This is a genomic window from Sneathia sanguinegens (assembly GCF_001517935.1).
In the GTDB taxonomy this organism is placed as follows: Bacteria; Fusobacteriota; Fusobacteriia; order Fusobacteriales; family Leptotrichiaceae; genus Sneathia; species Sneathia sanguinegens.
The window spans coordinates 57,789-76,207 of the sequence record NZ_LOQF01000003.1 but is presented as its reverse complement, the minus strand read 5'-3'; the positions used below and the strand labels follow the sequence as shown (position 1 = coordinate 76,207).

Annotated in this window: 11 protein-coding genes and 2 pseudogenes; 7 read left to right on the top strand and 6 right to left on the bottom strand. The window is 25.9% G+C overall.

Translation table 11 applies throughout. The features are described 5' to 3' along the window. Positions 1–23 precede the first annotated feature (23 nt). The 3 genes from AWT65_RS02145 to AWT65_RS02135 all read right to left on the bottom strand — a co-directional run bounded on the left by AWT65_RS02145 (position 24) and on the right by AWT65_RS02135 (position 7,460). Entirely contained in the window at positions 24–2,354 is a 2,331-nt protein-coding gene (locus AWT65_RS02145) for a hypothetical protein (protein WP_066728887.1), read from the bottom strand. A gap of 246 nt (positions 2,355–2,600) precedes the next feature. Continuing rightward, a complete protein-coding gene (locus tag AWT65_RS02140; protein ID WP_066728885.1) occupies positions 2,601–4,922 on the bottom strand; it encodes a hypothetical protein in 2,322 nt (773 codons plus the stop codon). A gap of 78 nt (positions 4,923–5,000) precedes the next feature. After that, positions 5,001–7,460: a hypothetical protein gene (locus AWT65_RS02135; RefSeq protein ID WP_066728883.1), complete on the bottom strand. Its 2,460-nt coding sequence runs from the start codon at positions 7,458–7,460 to the stop codon at positions 5,001–5,003. Positions 7,461–7,692: 232 nt separating this feature from the next. Here AWT65_RS02135 and AWT65_RS02130 point away from each other — a divergent pair. Then, positions 7,693–8,303: pseudogene (locus AWT65_RS02130) on the top strand (cation:dicarboxylate symporter family transporter); the annotation flags it as partial. Between the two features lie 129 nt (positions 8,304–8,432). On the opposite strand, the gene tnpB reads toward AWT65_RS02130, so the two are convergent. The 3 genes and pseudogenes from tnpB to AWT65_RS02115 all read right to left on the bottom strand — a co-directional run bounded on the left by tnpB (position 8,433) and on the right by AWT65_RS02115 (position 11,100). After that, positions 8,433–9,572 (bottom strand): IS200/IS605 family element RNA-guided endonuclease TnpB, encoded by a 1,140-nt coding sequence (gene tnpB / locus AWT65_RS02125; protein WP_066728879.1) that lies wholly within the window; start codon positions 9,570–9,572, stop codon positions 8,433–8,435. 46 nt (positions 9,573–9,618) lie between these two features. Next, a pseudogene (tnpA, locus tag AWT65_RS02120) lies at positions 9,619–9,848 on the bottom strand (IS200/IS605 family transposase); the annotation flags it as partial. Between the two features lie 82 nt (positions 9,849–9,930). Then, the gene (locus AWT65_RS02115; protein ID WP_066728877.1) at positions 9,931–11,100 is read right to left on the bottom strand and encodes an amidohydrolase; all 1,170 of its coding nucleotides are present in this window, start codon (positions 11,098–11,100) and stop codon (positions 9,931–9,933) included. 100 nt (positions 11,101–11,200) lie between these two features. Between AWT65_RS02115 and nagB the strand changes: the two genes are divergently transcribed. Genes nagB through AWT65_RS02085 form a run of 6 tightly spaced genes read left to right on the top strand, consistent with a single transcriptional unit; the run spans position 11,201 to position 18,416 of the window. Beyond that, positions 11,201–12,034: a glucosamine-6-phosphate deaminase gene (gene nagB, locus AWT65_RS02110; protein ID WP_066728875.1), complete on the top strand. Its 834-nt coding sequence runs from the start codon at positions 11,201–11,203 to the stop codon at positions 12,032–12,034. After that, on the top strand, positions 12,031–12,570 hold the full coding sequence (locus tag AWT65_RS02105; protein ID WP_066728873.1) for a hypothetical protein: 540 nt from the start codon (positions 12,031–12,033) through the stop codon (positions 12,568–12,570). The genes nagB and AWT65_RS02105 overlap by 4 nt, the downstream gene beginning before the upstream one ends. Next, entirely contained in the window at positions 12,571–15,150 is a 2,580-nt protein-coding gene (gene recJ, locus AWT65_RS02100) for a single-stranded-DNA-specific exonuclease RecJ (RefSeq protein ID WP_066728872.1), read from the top strand. 8 nt (positions 15,151–15,158) lie between these two features. Next, positions 15,159–15,647, top strand: coding sequence for a flavodoxin (locus tag AWT65_RS02095; RefSeq protein WP_066728870.1), 489 nt, complete (start codon positions 15,159–15,161; stop codon positions 15,645–15,647). A gap of 13 nt (positions 15,648–15,660) precedes the next feature. Next, positions 15,661–17,502, top strand: coding sequence for a type I pullulanase (pulA, locus tag AWT65_RS02090; RefSeq protein ID WP_066728869.1), 1,842 nt, complete (start codon positions 15,661–15,663; stop codon positions 17,500–17,502). Continuing rightward, positions 17,499–18,416: an ABC transporter substrate-binding protein gene (locus AWT65_RS02085; RefSeq protein WP_066728868.1), complete on the top strand. Its 918-nt coding sequence runs from the start codon at positions 17,499–17,501 to the stop codon at positions 18,414–18,416. The genes pulA and AWT65_RS02085 overlap by 4 nt, the downstream gene beginning before the upstream one ends. Positions 18,417–18,419 lie beyond the last annotated feature (3 nt).

The following is an 18,419-nucleotide window of genomic DNA, read 5'->3' as shown; positions in this document are numbered from 1 at the left end:
GTCAAATGACAACTCCTTTTGTGTTACCACATATATTTAATACTTATATTTGTTCCTAAAGCACTTCCCTTATATTCAACTTTTTCAAAATTATTGCTTAATTTTACATCAGCACCAATTAACAAGTTCTTTACTGGAATGCATTTAAATGCTAACTTAGGTGTTAAACTATATTTAACATCTAAATCTTTTTTAGTTGCTTTTTCTACACTAACTTCTCCATTTAATTCTGGGACTATGAATATATTCTTCTTAACTTCAAAAGTATAATTAACTTTTCCATTTAATTTTGCATATTGAATAAAGTTTTTTTCTATTTCTTTCTTATCTTTTTTAAGTGAATTATATTCTGTTCCTAATGTCAATTTACTTTCAACACCAAGATTTTTGTAAGCATATTCAACACCTAATTTTGCTCCAATATAAACTTTATTTGCTTCCATTTTATATGGATTTTTTTCTAAGATTTCTATATCATGATCTTTATTTTTTTCTCTTTTATCAATTTCTTTATTTATTTCATTAAGTTTCTTTTCTACATCTTCAGCCTTAATTTTACCAGTAAATACTTCTTTTTTCAATTCAGTTTCATTATCAGTCAAGTTTTTCATATCTTGATTATAGATTACTTCTTTAGCATTTTTATCAGCCATCTTTTTTTCAAGAGCTGTCTTTGTTCTCAATGCATTATCTCTTTCATTTCTTAAAGTAGTTTCTTCCTTCTCTAAGCTTTCTAACTTAGTTTTAGCTGTTTCAAATTTTGTTCTTTTACCTTTAAGTTCTTCAATTTTATCATATGTTTTTTCAACATTTTCTCTAGCTGCTTTCTTTTCATTATATTCTGTTTCTTTGTTTGTTTTATCAGCTTGTTTTTCACCTGATATTTTTTTTGCATTATCATATTCATTTTGCTTCGTATCAAGTGCTTGCTTATTTTTATTAGCTTTTTTTATTTTTGCATCAATTTCATTTATTTCATTATCTAATTGTTGAATTTTGTTTTCATCATTTTTCAAAGTATTTGAAACATTTCTAACAGTTTCTTCTTTTTTATTAATTTCATCAGCAAAACTTTTTAATTTTTCTTCTAAACCTGATTCTTTTCCAATTAAGTCTTTATTTTCACTTAAAAACTCGTTAATTTTTTCTTGTGTCTTACCTTCATTTTTATATATTGTTTCTTCCAAAGTTTTTATTTTACTTTTTATTTCTTCTGATTTCAATCCTGTACAAATTTCTGCAATTTTATTTTTTATCTCGTTTTTAATTTCATTTTTTTTATCATTTAAACTATTTTTAAACGTATTTATTTCATCTTGAGGTGATTTCTTTTCTTTTTCTTTATTTTCTTTTTCTTTAGTTAATTCATCAACTTTATATTTTTCACTTTCTGCCTTTATTTGATTTAATTCTGTCAATGCTTGTTGTTCTTTTTGCATAGCTGCCTTATATTCATTATCTGCATTTTCAAATGCTTTTTTAGCTACTGCTTCTGCTTCTCGTTCTTTTTTTATTTTTTCATTTAATTCATTTTCTAATGGAGATATTTCTTTTTCCAAATCACTTATTTTTTTTGTTTCTTCTTTTTTATCGTTAATTTTTTGATTTAAATCATTCATTTTTTTATCATAATCTTGATTTGCTTGTTTTAATTCTTCTTCTGTTACTTTCACTTTTTCAAATTCTTCTTTTGAAGTGTCAGCCTTTTTTCTTAAATTCTTATTAGCAGTTAATAAATCTCTTTGTTTCTTTAATTTATCAATATTTTTATCTAAATCTTCTATTTGATCTTGTTTCTTTTCTTCATATCTTTCATTTACATGTTGAAGTAATAAATCTCCTGTTACTTTTAAATTATCTTTTGTATATTTTGCTTCAATTACATATGAATGAGCAAATAGTTTTGTATCGCTATTTTTTTCTATCTTAACATCTTCATCTTTCAATACATTCTTGTATTCCAAAGTTTTTCCATTTATACCAGGGTTAAATGTACTAGCAAAACTTATTTCTAAATCACTAGTAGGTTCATAAATAAGTTTTGTTCCTAATTCTAATTGAGCTCCTAATGAAGCTTTCCCCCTAAATTCACCTTTAAGCCCTTTATATGCAGGTGTTGTATATTGAACATAAACATTACTTGAAGTATATTTTGTAAAATTATCTTGAGCAACTAAATGTGTCCCTAATTTAAACCCTAAAACTTCTACTTCAGCATTAATACCTGTTTCTTTAGCTGAAAACTTATTAGTATCTATAGTATATTGGTTTTTATTAAATGCTTCTACATTTCCATGAACATTTGCATAAAGTGCAGAAGTTAAAAATAGAGATGCTATTGCGATTTTATTCATATCTGTTCCTCCGTCGTTTTTTATTTTAATAAATTATACCATAAAAATTGAATTTTTACTAAAAAAATTTAATATTTTTAAATTTACCCCTTATTTTGTCAATTTTAAATGGATAAAAATGTTTTATATTCAATAAAAACCACGATTTTTTTTAATTTTTACTTATTTTGTCAATTTTAAATAAATGAAAATTTAAGAATATTTAAAAAAGTGAGACTATATCTCTATAATCTCACTTATTTATTTTTACCACATATATTTAATGCTTATATTTGTTCCTAATGCACTTCCCTTATATTGAACTTTTTCAAAATTATTGCTTAATTCTAAATCAGCACTGATTAATAGGTTATTTAATGGTAAACATTTAAATGCTACCTTAGGCGTTAAGCTATATTTAATATTCAAATCACTTGTTGTTAATTTGTCTGCTGTTACTTGTCCACTTAACTCTGGTACTATGAATATGTTTTTCTTAACTTCAAAATTATAGTTAATTTTTCCATTTAATTTTACATAAGGCATAAATTTACTTTCTACTTTTTCCTTATCTTTTTTAACTGATTTATATGCTGTTCCTAATGTTAATTTACCTTCAACGCCAAGATTTTTGTAAGTATATTCAACACCTAATTTTGCTCCAAAATAAACTGTATTCTCTTCCATTTTATATGGATTTTTTTCTAAAACTTCTTTATCTTGATCTTTATTATTTTCTTTTTTCTCAATTTCAGCATTTATTTCATTAAGTTTCTTTTCTACATCTTCAGCCTTAATTTCACCAGTAAATACTTCTTTCTTCAATTTAGTTTCATTATCAGTCAAGTTTTGCTTATCTTGATTATATGTTGCTTCTTTAGTATTTTTATCAGTCATCTTTTTTTCAAGAGCTGACTTTTTATTCAATGCATTACTTAATTCAGTTCTTAAAGTATTTTCTTCCTTCTCTAAGCTCGCTAACTTAGTTTTAGCTGCTTCAAGTTCTGCTCTTTTATCTTTAAGTTCTGCAATTTTATCATATGTTTTTTCAACATCTTCTCTATCTGCTTTCTTTTTATTATATTCTGTTTCTTTTTTTGTTTTATTATCTTGTTTTTCACCTGATATTTTTTTTGCATTATCATATTCCTTTTGCTTTGTATCAAGTGCTTTTTTATTTTCATTAACTTTTGCTATTTTTGCATCTATTTCTTTTATTTCATTATCTAATTGTTGAATTTTATTTTCTTCACTTTTCAAAATATCTGAAACTGTTCTAACAGTTTCTTCGTTTTTATTAATTTCATTAGCAAAGTCTTTTAATTTTTTTCCTAATCCTACTTCTTTTGTAATTAAATCTACATTTTTGCTTAAAAACTCATCAATTTTTTCTTGTGTTTTACCTTCATTGTTATTTATTGTTTTTTCCAAAGTTTTTATTTTACTTTTTATTTCTTCAGATTGCAATCCTGCACAAATTTCTTCAATTTTCTTTTTTATCTCTTCTTTAATTTTATTTTTTAAATTAGTTACTTTACCTTGATATTCATTTATATGATTTTTGTATGGTTCCTTTTCTTTTTCTTTTTTTGCTCTTTCTTTAGTTAATTCATCAACATTATATTTTTGATTTTCTTGATGTAATTGCTTTAATTCTGTAAATGCTTGTTGTTCTTTTTGCTTAGCTGCCTTATATTCATTATCTGCAGTTTCAAATGCTTTTTTAGCTGTTGCTTCTGATTCTTGTTCATTTTTTATTTTTTCTTTCAACCCATCCTCTAATGGCTTAATTTCTTTTTCTAGTTTATCTACTTCTTCTTGTTTACTTTTCTTTTCAGCACTCTTAGCTTTTAATTCTTCTTCTTTTTTATCATAATCTTGTTTTGCTTGTTTTAATTCTTCTTCTGTTACATTTGATTTTTCAAATTCTTTTTTTGAAGCATTAAACTTTTCTCTTAATACTTTATTCTCTTCTAATAATTCTTTTTTCTTCTTTAATTGTTCTATTTCTGCTTCTACATGATTTTGTCTTTTTTCTTCATATCTTTCATTTACATGTTGAAGTAATAGATCTCCTATTACTTTTAAATTATCTTTTGTATATTTTGCTTCAAGTACATATGAATGAGCAAATAGTTTTGTATCCTTATTTTTTTCTATTCTAACATTTTCATCTGTTAACACATTCTTGTATTCTAAAGTTTTTCCATTTATACCTATATTAAACGTACTATCAAAACTTAATTCTAAATCTTTAGCAATTTCATAGTTAATTTTTGCTCCTAATTCTGCCTTAGTTCCTAAAGATATTTCTCCTTTAAAATCTCCTGTAACTCCTTTATATGCAGGCGTTGTATATTTAATATATACATTACTTGAAGTATAGTGAGTAAAATTATCTTGAGCAACTAAATGTGCTCCTAATTTAAAGCCTAAAGCTTCTACTTCAGCATTAATACCTGTTTCTTTAGCTGAAAATTTATTATTATTAATTTCATATTGATTTTTATTAAATGCCTCGACATTACCATGTACATTTGCATAAAGTACAGAAGCTAATAAAATTGATGTTATTGCGATTTTATTCATAAGATCCTCCATTTATATTCTAAAATTCCCATAAAAAAGGGGTTGTTAAATTTTTTTAACAACTCCTATTCTATTTTATTACCACATATATTTAATACTTATATTTGTTCCCAATGCACTTTCCTTATATTGAACTTTTTCAAAATTATTGCTTAATTCTAAATCAGCACTGATTAATAGGTTATTTACTGGTGTACATTTAAATGCTACCTTAGGCGTTAAGCTATATTTAATATTCAAATCACTTGTTGTTAATTTGTCTGCTGTTACTTGCCCACTTAATTCTGGTACTATGAATATGTTCTTCTTAACTTCAAAATTATAGTTAATTTTTCCATTTAATTTTGCATAAGGCATAAATTCACTTACCACTTTTTCCTTATCTTTTTTTACTGATTTATATGCTGTTCCTAATGTCAATTTACCTTCAACACCAAGATTTTTATAAGCATATTCAACACCTAATTTTGCTCCAACATAAATTGTATTTTCTTCCATTTTATTATATGGATTTTCATTTATATCTTTTATTTGTTCTTCTTTAGTTCTTTCTTTTATATCAATTTCAGCATTTACTTCCTTAAGTTTATTTTCTACATTTTCAGCATTAATTTCACCAGTAAATACTTCTTTTTTCAACTCAGTTTCATTATCAGTTAAGTTTTTATTATCTTCATCAAATTTTGCTTTTTTATCTTTCTTATTTTCAATACCAGCTTTTTTATTTGATAAAGCATCAAAATCATTTTTTAAAGTATTTTCTTCATCACTTAATTGTTGCAAGCTAGTTTTAGCTGCTTCAAGTTCTGCTTCTTTATTTTTTATAGTTTTATCTTTTTCACTAAGGTTATTATTTAAATTCTTTAGAGTTGTTTTTTTAGTTATCGCCTTAAACTTGTCATCGTATTCTTTATACTTTTTAGCAATTTCATTTTGATTTTCTTCTATTTTAGAATTTAATTCTTCTATCTTATTATCTATTGTACTTATAGTTAATTCTGTTTCATTTATATAGTTTAAAACTATCCTATCAGCTATTTGATTAATTTCTAATTTTTCTTTTTCTTCTTTTATTTTCTTTTTTGCATTTTCTATTTGTTTCTTTATATCTTTACTTTCTAAACGATTTTCATACATTTCTTTTGCTTTTTTCATATTTTGTAATTCTGAATATGTTTTAGATAGTTTTTCATCTTTTTTCTCGTATTCTTTTATTTTTTCTTCAGTTTTTGTTTTTAATTTAGAAAAGACTTTGTTTAATAAAGTTGCAACAAAAGATTTGTTTTGTTCTTTTTCTTCTGCTTTTAAAAATTTTTCATAGACTGTTTTTAGTTTTTGTAAATCTACATATGTCTTACTTGAACTTTCTAATTCTTTTTCATATTTTGCTATCTTTTCATCAATTTTATCTATTTGTTTATAGATTTCTTGTTCTTTTTTTAGATTTTTTAAACTATTTTCAGAACTACTTATTTCATTTTTAAGAGTTTCAATATCTTTATTTCCTTGTGAAATACTATCTTTAATTTGTTTTGATTTATCTAAATGGCTATTTTTTTCTTGTTCTTTTTTAGCTTTTAATTTTTCATTTTCTTTTTTTTCATTTGTTAATTTTGCATTTTCTTGTTTCAAGTTATCTAATTCTTTAGAAATAGCATCTTGATTTTCTTTCAATGCTTTAACTTCTTCTGTAATTTTATTTGCATCTACTTGTGCTTTTAACTCATTTAGTTCATTTTGTAATTCATCTACATTTTTTTGTTTTTTATCTTTTTCAGCACTCTTAGCTTTTAATTCTTCTTCCTTTGTAGTGTAGTCTGTCTTAATCTTATTAGCTTCTTCTTCTGTAACATTTACTTTTTCAAATTCTTCCTTTGATGCTTTTGCTATTTCTCTTAATTCTTTATTTTTTTCCAATAATTCTTTTGTTTTTCTTAATTTATCAATATTTTTTTCAAGAGCTTCTACTTGGTTTGGTTTCTTTTTTTCATATCTTTCATTTACATGTTGAAGTAATAAATCTCCTATTACTTTTAAAGTATCTTTTGTATATTTTGCTTCAAATACATATGAATGAGCAAACAATTTTGTTTCGCTATCTTTTTCTATTGTAACACCTTCGTCAGTCAATACATTTTTATATTCTAAAGTCTTTCCATTTATACCAGGATTAAATGTACTAGCAAAACTTAATTCTAAATCTTTCACAGGTTCGTAAATAAGTTTTGTTCCTAATTCTAATTGAGCTCCTAAAGAAGCTTTACCTCTAAATTCACCTTTAATTCCTTTGTATGCAGGTGTTGTATATTGAGCATAAACATTACTTGAAGTAAATTTTTTAAAATCATCTTGTGCTACTAAATGTGTTCCTATTTTAAAGCCCAAAACTTCCACTTCAGCATTAATACCTGTTTCTTTAGCTGAAAATTTGTTACTATTTATCTTATATTGATTATTATTAAACGCTTCTACATTCCCATGCACATTTGCATAAAGTACAGAAGTTAAAAAAATAGATGTTATTGCAAGTTTATTCATATTTTATTCCCCCATTTTAGATTATTCTTATTATATCATAAAATCACTACTTACCCTCAAAAATTAATTTAAAATATTTAACTTTGTCTTGTTTTAATTTTATTTTTTGTTAATTTTTCATTTTTTTATTTTAAAATTGAACTTTTACACTTTTTTAACTTTTTTTCATTAAATTGAAAAATTTAAAAATTTTGATATAATATAATATAATTTTTTAATTAGGAGGTTTCATATGAAAAAGCTTAAATTCAGTCTTGTTATAAGGTTAATTTTTGCAATTTTTTTAGGAATTATACTTGGTAATTTTTTACCCCTTAGTTTTGTTAGAATATTTAAAACTTTCACAAGCTTTTTTGGTAGCTTTTTAGCTTTTTTATACCTTTTATGATTATTGGTTTTGTTGTAATTGGAATTGCTCGTTTATCTGAAGGGGCAGGAATTTTACTAGCATTAACAGCTGGAATTTCATATATTTCAACTATTATTGCCGGCTTATTTTCATATACAGTAGCTTTTAACTTTTACCCAAATTTAGTATCTACCGATCTTGTTAAAAGCTTACAATATACTATTTCTAACAATTCAATGCTAGTTTCACCATATTTCACTATACCTCTTTCACCAGCATTAGATGTTACAACGGCTATAGTTTTTGCATTTATGGTAGGAATTACTATAAGTTATATGAGAAAAGAAAAAATTGGAGAAACAACTTTCAATATTTTCAATGATTTTGAAATGATAGTTACAAGAATTTTAAATTATTTTATAATCCCCTTATTACCTATACATATTTTTGGTATTATATGCGAACTAACTTATACTGGCGAAGTATTTTCTATAAGTGAACCTCTCCCACTTAAAATTACTTTGTAATTTTTGAAGTGGGAGCTTCTTCTTGGGAAGTAGTTATTTTTGTAACTATATTTACCAAGCTATCCCCGTAGTTCCTACGGTTCTTTATACTTTCTTTTAGACTGCTTGTCTTATTCTTAAACCTTCAGCTAATATATTTTTCGCTGCATTTATATCTCTATCGTGTGTTGTATTACAAAATGGACAAGTCCACTCTCTTATACTTAGAGCTTTCTTACCTGTATTTTCTCCACATACAGAGCATATTTGACTTGATGGATACCATCTGTCTATTTTTATAATTTCTTTTCCGTACCATTTAGCTTTGTATTCTAATTTATTTATTAGTTTATACCATGATACATCAGCTATACTTCTTGCTAATTTATGATTTTGTAATAAGCCCTTTGTATTTAAGTCTTCTATACAGATAATATCGTGGCTTTTGATTATTTCTGTACTCAACTTATTTAAGAAATCATTACGACTATTCATAATTTTTTCGTGTATCTTCACCAATTTGATTTTTTGTTTTTGATAATTTTTACATTCTTTCAAATCTCTTTTTTCTTTTTTTGCTACTTCTTGTTTTCTTGATAATTTCCTTTGTTCTCTTCTTAATTTTCTCTCTAATTTTCTACTAAATTTTTTATTACCTACTTTTTCTCCATTTGATAATATCATCATATCTTTTAGTCCTAAATCAATTCCAATGTTTGAATTAGTTTTAGGAAGTTCATTTATTTCTGTCTCACACAAGATAGATACATAATATTTTCCACTTGCTACTCGCGATATTGTTACTGACTTTATTATTCCTTTTATTTCTCTATGTATTTTTATTTTTATTAGCGATTTTAATTTAGGAATTTTAATATGCTTTCCAACTATATTTACAGTTCCGTTTTGGTTGTTTGTTGTGTAGCTTTGAACTGTATTTTTCTTTGATTTGAATCTCGGAAAACCTATAGTCTTATCTCTAAAAAAGTTTTTGTATGCTTTATCTAAATTCATTTTAGCATTAGCAAGAGCAAGACTATCAACTTCTTTTAGAAATTCATACTCTTTTTTATATTTTGCAGGAGTAGGATATTTTAATTTTTTATCAGAATTACCCTTACTTTCTTCATATGCTTTAATTCTATCATTTAGCATAAGATTATATACAAGGCGAACACAACCAAAAGTTTTACTAAAAAATATCTTTTGTTCATCGCTTGGATAAATTCTAAATTTATATGCTTTTAGCTGTTTCATCAGTCCACATCCCTCAAAATTATTTAATCCTTTGTCCTTGTTCTTCTATATATTTTTTTACATTTGGAAATTCTTTTTTTATTATCCGTGAACTTGCTGATTTATATGCATTTATGAATTTAGTCAATTCTGTTTTAGGATGAGCTTTGAACATTATATGTACATGGTCTTTATCATGATTCCATTGTACTAAAGTAATATGATACGAGCTTCCAATCCTAACAAACATATCTTTAGCAAATTCTCATCAAATAAATTTCTTCTATATTTTACAACTTATTCTCTAAAAAACAATAGGGCAATTCATCGCACCACCTACAGAGGTGGGCGACTTCTTGCCCATTATGTTAAAATTTTTTTAATTAATTTCTAAATATTCAAACACAACTGCTAGCATAGCTTTAGAAGCTACTAATAAACTTTCCTCATTAATATCAAATTTCGAATTATGATGCGGATAATTATTATTATCTTTTTTTGCTCCAACATAGAAAAAGCATGAAGGCTTAATTTTAGCATAATGAGCAAAATCTTCTGATGGAGACTGTGGACCACAGTCTTCTGCTTCTAATCCCACTTTTTTTACTGCATTTACAACAAGTTGTGTCATTTTTTTATCATTATTCAATATAGGATAATCAATTAAAAAGTTGTACTCTATATCCATAGAATAAGTTTTTGCAATACCTTGAGAAATTATATTTATTTGTTCTTCAATTTTTTTTATTGTATTTTCTGACATTGCTCTAACATCACCTGTAATTTCAATCTTATCCTTTATTATATTAAAAGTCCCTGCTCCATCAAATGAACCTACAGTTACTACACCATTTTCAAAAGGACTTAATCTTCTTGATACTATAGTCTGTAAAGCCATAATAAGATTTGCACCAGCAACTATAGCATCATTTGCAGTATGTGGCATAGAACCATGTCCACCTTTACCTATCAATTTAACGTTAAATTTTGATCTTCCTTGTTGAGTTTCTCCACTATGATAATATACTTTCCCAACAGGCATATCCGTCATAACATGTATACCAAAAAAATTATCTACTTCATCTAAATTACCTGATTTTATCATACCTATTGCTCCTCCTGGCGTCATTTCTTCGGCATGTTGATGAATTATATATATTTTACCTTTAAGCTCTTTTTTATATTTTATCAAAATATCTGCTAATACCATAAGATAGGCAGTATGTGCATCATGCCCACAAGCGTGCATGACTCCTATATTTTTGGATGAAAAAGTTAAACCTGTTTCTTCTTTTATTGGTAGAGCATCAAAGTCTGCTCTTAGTCCCATTGTCTTACCAGGCTTTCCACTATCTATTATTACAACTACACCATTTCCTCCAACATGAGTTTTAACTTCAACTCCTTTATTTTCATAATATTTTGATATATATTCAGCTGTTTTAGTTTCTTTAAAAGATATTTCTGGATTTTCATGTAAATATCTTCTAATTTTTATCATTTTTTCCTTATCTTTTTCTAATTCTTTAACCAATTTTTCAAGTTTCATTTATATACCTCCTAGTTAATTATAGCATAAAGTCAATTTTTTATTTCAAAAAATATATAGAATAGTGTATAATAAAAAAAGAAAAGAGGTGTATAAGTAAATGAGAGTTATTATTTTAAAAAATAAGGAAGAAATTGGAAAATGGAGTGCATATTTAATAGCTAAGAGGATTAATGAATTTAAACCAACTGAACAAAAACCCTTTGTTTTAGGTTTACCAACTGGATCTACACCCTTAGTAACTTATAAAGAACTTATAAAATTAAATAAGGAAGGGGTAGTATCTTTCAAAAATGTTGTTACCTTCAACATGGATGAATATGTAGGTTTAAGTCCTGATCATAAGCAAAGCTATCACTATTTTATGTATGAAAATTTTTTCAAACATATTGATATAAAAGAAGAAAATATAAATATTTTAAATGGTTTAGCAACTGATCCTGAAGCAGAATGCATAAGATACGAAGAAAAAATAAAAAGCTATGGTGGCATAAACTTTTTCTTAGGTGGTGTAGGTGAAGATGGGCATATTGCCTTTAATGAACCTGGATCTTCATTAGCTTCAAGAACAAGGGATAAAGAATTAACACAAGATACTATCTTAGCTAATTCAAGATTTTTTGATAATGACATTACACAAGTTCCAAAATTAGCCCTTACTGTTGGAGTTGGAACCATAATGGACAGTGCTGAAATTATGATAATGGCTAATGGTTACAAAAAATCTTTAGCTGTCAGACATGCAATAGAAATGGGTGTTAATCATATGTGGACAGTTTCTATGTTGCAAATGCACAAAAAAGCAATAATTGTTATAGATGAAGATGCAGCTCTTGATTTAAGATTAAAAACTTATAAATATTTCAAAGACATTGAAGCTAAAAATCTTAATCTTGAAGACCTTTATTCACTAATAGGAGGAAAAAATAAATGAAAAAAATTTTAATATTGTTAAGCTTAACATTAGCTCTTAATACCTTTGCCTTTTCATATGTTGAATTTTTTAATAAACAACAATTCACACAAAGTTTAGATAAAAATGATTTTTTAACTAATTCTGAAGTTGACAAATCTATTGATGAACAAATAAAAGATGCAATGAAAAATTTAAAAGATCCTAAATTGGAAATAAAAGCAAATAATCCATCTTTCAAAAGTGTACTTATAACTACAAGCGATAACAAATATTATGGTCTTACTTTTGATGCTACTACAGGAAAAAGAATATATATGAAAGATTTCTTTGTAAATGGTTATGAAAGTCCTGTTGAAGAAATTATTAAAAATAGAATGTTTCAATTTGGCTTAAAACCTTCTAAGAAATTTTCAGGTATTTCTAAATGGTTTAACCAAAACTATTATTTAGAAGATTTTGCAGTTGTAATTTTAATGGAAAATTCAACTGATTTTGCTGATAAAAATGTGGTAGTCCCTATTCTAGTAGGAGAATTGAGAGGTTTAGTAAAATAGATGCAAAATACTAAATGGGTTTTAAAAGAAAAGAAAGCACAAATTACTTCTTTACCCATAGATAAAGATATTTTAAATATTTTAGCAACAAGAGGTATTACAAAAAAAGAAGATATTATTAATTTTATACAACCTAACATCAAAAATTTGCACGACCCTCTTCTACTAACAGATTTAGAAAAGGCTGTTGAAAGAATTTTTGTTGCTATATCTAATGATGAAAAGATTTGCATATATGGAGATTATGACGTGGACGGTATTACTTCCACGTCTATTCTATACCTAGCCTTTAAAAAATTAGGAGCTAAAAATATTGATTTCTATATTCCAATAAGAGATGAAGGTTATGGTCTTAATAATCAAGCTATAAAGCAAATAAAAGATAATGGTGCCGATTTAATAATAACTGTTGATTGTGGAATTACCTCATACAAAGAAATTAACTATGCAAATTCTTTAGGTTTAACAGTTATAGTTACCGATCACCATAATTTACTTGATCCAGTAGTCCCAAATGCCTATGCTGTTGTAAATCCAAAAAGATTGGAGAATAAATATCCTTTCAAGGAATTAGCTGGTGTAGGTACAGCTTTTATGCTAGTTTTAGAATTATTCAAAAGAAAAGATATGTATGAAGAAGCCCTTGACTATATAGATCTTGTTAGTCTTGGAACTATAGCAGATGTTGTACCCTTAGTTCAAGAAAATAGAATAATTGTAAAATATGGTCTAAAACAACTACAAAACACAAAAAATCTAGGTCTTAAATTGCTAATAAATAAAGTATTTCAAGATAAAATAGATGATTTTTCTGTTGGAGATGTTGCCTTTACAATTTGTCCAATTTTCAATGCTGCTGGTAGATTACAAGATGCAAAATTAGTTGTCCATCTTCTTATTTCTCAAAATGCTCGTGAAATTGAAGCTATAATAGAAGAATTACTTCTTAAAAATTCAGAGAGAAAAAAAATACAAAATGATATTTTTAATCTAGCAAAAAAAGAAATAGAAAAAAATGAAAAAGACTATATTTTAATAAGTTCAAGTCCACTGTATCATCATGGTGTTATAGGTATCGTAGCAGCAAAATTTGTTGATATATATTTTAAACCTTGTATTATTTTAGAAGAAAAAAAGGACGAAGGTATAGCCGTTGCTTCTTGTAGAAGTATTCCTAATTTTGATATTACTAAAGCTTTACAACACTGTGGTGATTTACTTGTTCGTTATGGTGGTCATGTTGGTGCAGCAGGTTTTACTATAGAAATTAAAAATATTAAAAAATTCAAAGAGAAGATTAATGCTTATGCAAAAAAATATTTAAAAGAAGCAGATTTTTGTAAATTAATAGAAATTGATAAGGCTATTCCTATTCAAAAAATTTCTTATGAATTTTATAGGATACTTGAATTATTAAAACCTTTTGGTTTTGGTAATCCTAATCCAACATTTTTAACTAAAAATATTATAGTTGAAAACTCAAAAGTAATAGGTCAAGATAAAACACATTTAAGTTTTGATTTTTCACAAAAAGGTTTTGTTAATAAGGGAGCAGTATGGTTTTCTAAGGCTTCTTTAATTGATAAAATAAATAAAGGAATATTTTATGATATAGTATATAAAATAAATTTAAATCTATACAATGGAAAATACTATACAAAAGTTTTAATAGATGATATGAAAGAATCAAAATTAAGTGATGATGGTCTAAGTTTCTTAAAATCTTTACATGAAACTTCATTCCCAATGAAATCAATATTTTATTCTAATTGTATTTTAAATAAGGATGAAATATTAGATATAAGTTATCATACTCAAAGATTGAGCATATATAAGGGGAATAATTTCTTGGGTAAATTAGATTATAATATCTCAAGATTGCTTTATCAATTAAATAAATTATACAATTTTAATTTTAAAATAAAAGTTATTAAAACTACTAATATAAATGATATATTTTCTGTAGATATTTTAATTTTGAGAAAATTTGACTTGTTATGTTTTAAAAAAAATGATATAAATATTTTTAAATATATAAAAAAAGAATTAATTTCTTATCTTGATTATGATAGTACAACAAAGTTAGCTTTGTCTGCTTTGTATAAAAAACATAAAAATATACTATTAAGTTCTAAAAATATAAATACACCTTTAAGTGCTAATATTTACCTTACTTTTGCAATGTATAATAATTTAAAGGGCTTTTCAACCTGTCTTTTGACTAAGAATAATAACTTATTAACCAATCAAAGATTAGCTTATTTCACAACAAAAGAGCCTACAGCACCTTATGCTATACTAGATAGAAATACATATGATAAAGAAATTGATCTTAGTGCTTTCAAACAAGTTATACTTTTAGATGATAAAATTGATGAATTTAAGGATTTTTACTCTGTAAAAAATAAAGTAAATTTACCAAAAAATATATTAAAATTATCTAAAGAAAATGTTAAAATATATGGAAATGAAAATATTTACACTTCTTTTTTATCTTTTGAAGATAAAAAGAACTTTATAGAAAAAATTAAAAATAATGAAATTATACTTTCAGATGAAAGTATATATGAAATTTTATAGGAGGATTTATGTCAGTCGGTATTTTTTACGGAACAACTACAGGTGTTACAGAAGAAGTAGCACAAATTGTAAGCGATAAAATAGAAGGTTCTGAACTTTTTGATGTTGCAAATGGAATAGATAATATAAATGATTTTGATTTTTTAATCCTTTGTGCTTCAACATGGGGTTTAGGAGATATACAAGATGATTGGATGGCAGTAATTGATGAACTACCTCGTTTTAATGGTAAACCCATTGCTCTATTAGGTACTGGTGATGCTGTTGCCTTTGCAGATACCTTTGTTGATGGGCTTAGATTGCTATATGACAAATGTAAAAAAGCTGGTGCTAATATAGTAGGTATGGTTCCAACAGATGGTTATGATTTTGTTGCCTCTATTGCAATAATTGATGGTAAATTTTTAGGTCTACCTATTGATCATATGAATGAACCTGAAAAAACAGAAGAAAGAATTGAAAATTGGCTAAAAACTTTAGATAAATATATCCATTAGAAAGAGGGAATTCATGAATACAAAAAGAATAAATTATAATCTTAGAATATATGCTATTGACAAACTATTTTATACTACTAAAGAACTTGGACCTATATATTCAAAAACCAAAACAACTTTCAATGTTTGGTCTCCAACAGCTACAGAATTAAATTTAATAGAATATAAAAAGGACAACACTACCAGTCTACATCCCATGATCAAAGGAAAAGATGGTGTATTTTCGCTTACTTTAAAGGGAGATTTAGATGGTTTTATCTACAATTATCAAGTTCATTTTGATAATATCGTAAATATCGCCGTAGATCCTTATGTGAAAGCTACAACAGTTAATGGTGAAAAAGGTGTAGTAGTAAATTTAGCAAAAACTAATCCAAGAAATTTTAATAGAATGAAAAGCTTTTCAAAAGCTACTGATGCAATAATTTATGAAATGAGTGTTCGTGATTTCACAGTAGATGAAAAAGCTTCCTTCAAACATAAGGCTCAATTTTTAGGACTTTGTGAAACTAAGGCCCTTAAATATTTAAAAAATTTAGGTATTACTCATGTGCAACTTATGCCTATATTCAACTTTAGTTCTGAATCTGTAAATGAATTAAAGCCTTTAGAAAAATATAATTGGGGTTATGATCCTGTAAATTATAATGTAGTTGAAGGAGCTTTTGCAACTGATCCAACAAAACCAAGCCTTAGAATTAAAGAATTAAAAACTGCAATTAAGACCTTACATGATAATGGTATTCGGGTAATTATGGATGTTGTATACAATCATGTTTTTGATGCTATGCAACATAGCTTTGAAAAATTAGTTCCTAATTATGGCTTCAGAAAAGATGATATTGGAAACTTCTCAAATGGTTCTGCCTGTGGTAATGATGTAGCTAGTGATCATTTAATGATAAGAAAATATATTGTAGATAGTGTTGTATATTGGGCAAAAGAATTCAAATTAGATGGCTTTAGATTTGATTTGATGGGCTTATTAGATGTTACTACTATGCAAGAAATAAGAAAAGAACTTGATAAAATAGATAAAAGTATTATTTTACTTGGAGAAGGTTGGCATTTGAATACAGATTTACCTAAAGATCAAATGGCTACACAAACTAATGCTGATAAATTAAAAAATATTGCCTTTTTCAATGATAATATAAGAAATGATTTAAAAGGTTCTACTTATGAAGAATTAAGTTTAGGTTTTGTAAATTCATGGTCTTCAAAAAAAGAAAGTTTGATAAACTCAATAAAAGGTGGTAGTGGACTTTATTCATACACTAGTCCAAATCAATTAGTTCAATATGTTGAATCTCATGATGATTACACACTATTTGATCAATTAACACTTTCAAAAGAAGGAGAAAATATAAATAACATAAAAAAAATGCATAAAATGGCTACTTCTTTAATTCTTTTATCACAAGGAATACCATTTATACATTCAGGACAAGAATTTTTTAGAACAAAAAATAAAATAGAAAATTCATATAAGTCTAGCGATAAAATAAACTTATTTGATTGGACTAGAATGAAATCTAATAAAAAATATGTGGAATATGTACAAGATCTAATCAAATTTAGAAAAAATAATCCAATATTTCGCTTAGATTCCTATGATGAAATAGAAAAGGTCTTTAAATTATTGAAATTTTCTAAAAATTTCATTGCCTTTAGTCTAGGATCTTTCATCATTCTAGCTAATTCTTCAAAGAAAACAAAACAATTCAAGGATTTTGAAGGAGAATATGAGTTGATTGCTTCAAATTATAGTTTTTCAAAAAATAATATAATTGTTAGCAAAGCCATCAATGTTACTTCTTTAAATCTTTTAATTCTTAAAAAGGTGGAAAAATGAAAAAAATAATACTATTGATTTTAACTTTTTTTCTTTGTTTTTCTTGTCTAAAAAAGCCTAAATCTGTTCATAAAGATACGATAAAAATAGGAATAATCCAATTTGTAGCTCATCCTGCCTTAGATAGGGCAAAAGAAGGCTTTGAAGAACAATTTAAAAACGATAAATATAAGGTAACATTTATAGAAAAAAATGCAAATGCCGAATTAACTACAGCAAAAATTATAGCAAGTAATTTTGTAAGAGAAAAGGTTGACTTAATCTATGCTATAGCAACACCAAGTGCTCAAGCTTGTTTAAGTGAAACAACTAGCATCCCCATTATTTTTTCAGCTGTAACTGATCCTCATGATGCAGGTTTAATAGCTAAAAATATTACTGGAGTTACAGATTATGTTGACATTTTAGAACAACTTAAATTATTAAAGCAAATAAACAAAGATATCAAAAGTATTGGTGTTTTATATAATTCATCTGAAGCTAATTCAAAAGCTACAATTAATCAATTACAAATAGCTTGTAAAAATCTAAATATTAACCTTGTTACTAAAAGTGTTACACAAATAAATGAAGTTCCTCAAGCTATCAAACTGTTAATCTCACAAACAGATGCTATTTATACACCAACAGATAACTTAATAGCTTCTGTTATGCCTATTATAACAGCTGAAGCTATAAAGCAAAAAAAGATAGTTTTTGGTTCTGAAAAAGCTCATGTTGAAGGTGGTGCATTAATAACTAAAGGTATAAATTACTATGACTTAGGTAAACAGGCTGCTAATATGGCTATTGATATTTTATATAACAAAAAAAATATTTCCAACTTGCCTATAATTAATATGCCCCTAAACGACATTGAAATAAATAAAGAAACTCAAAAAAAATTAGGAATTTCTTTGCCTAATTTAAAATAGGAG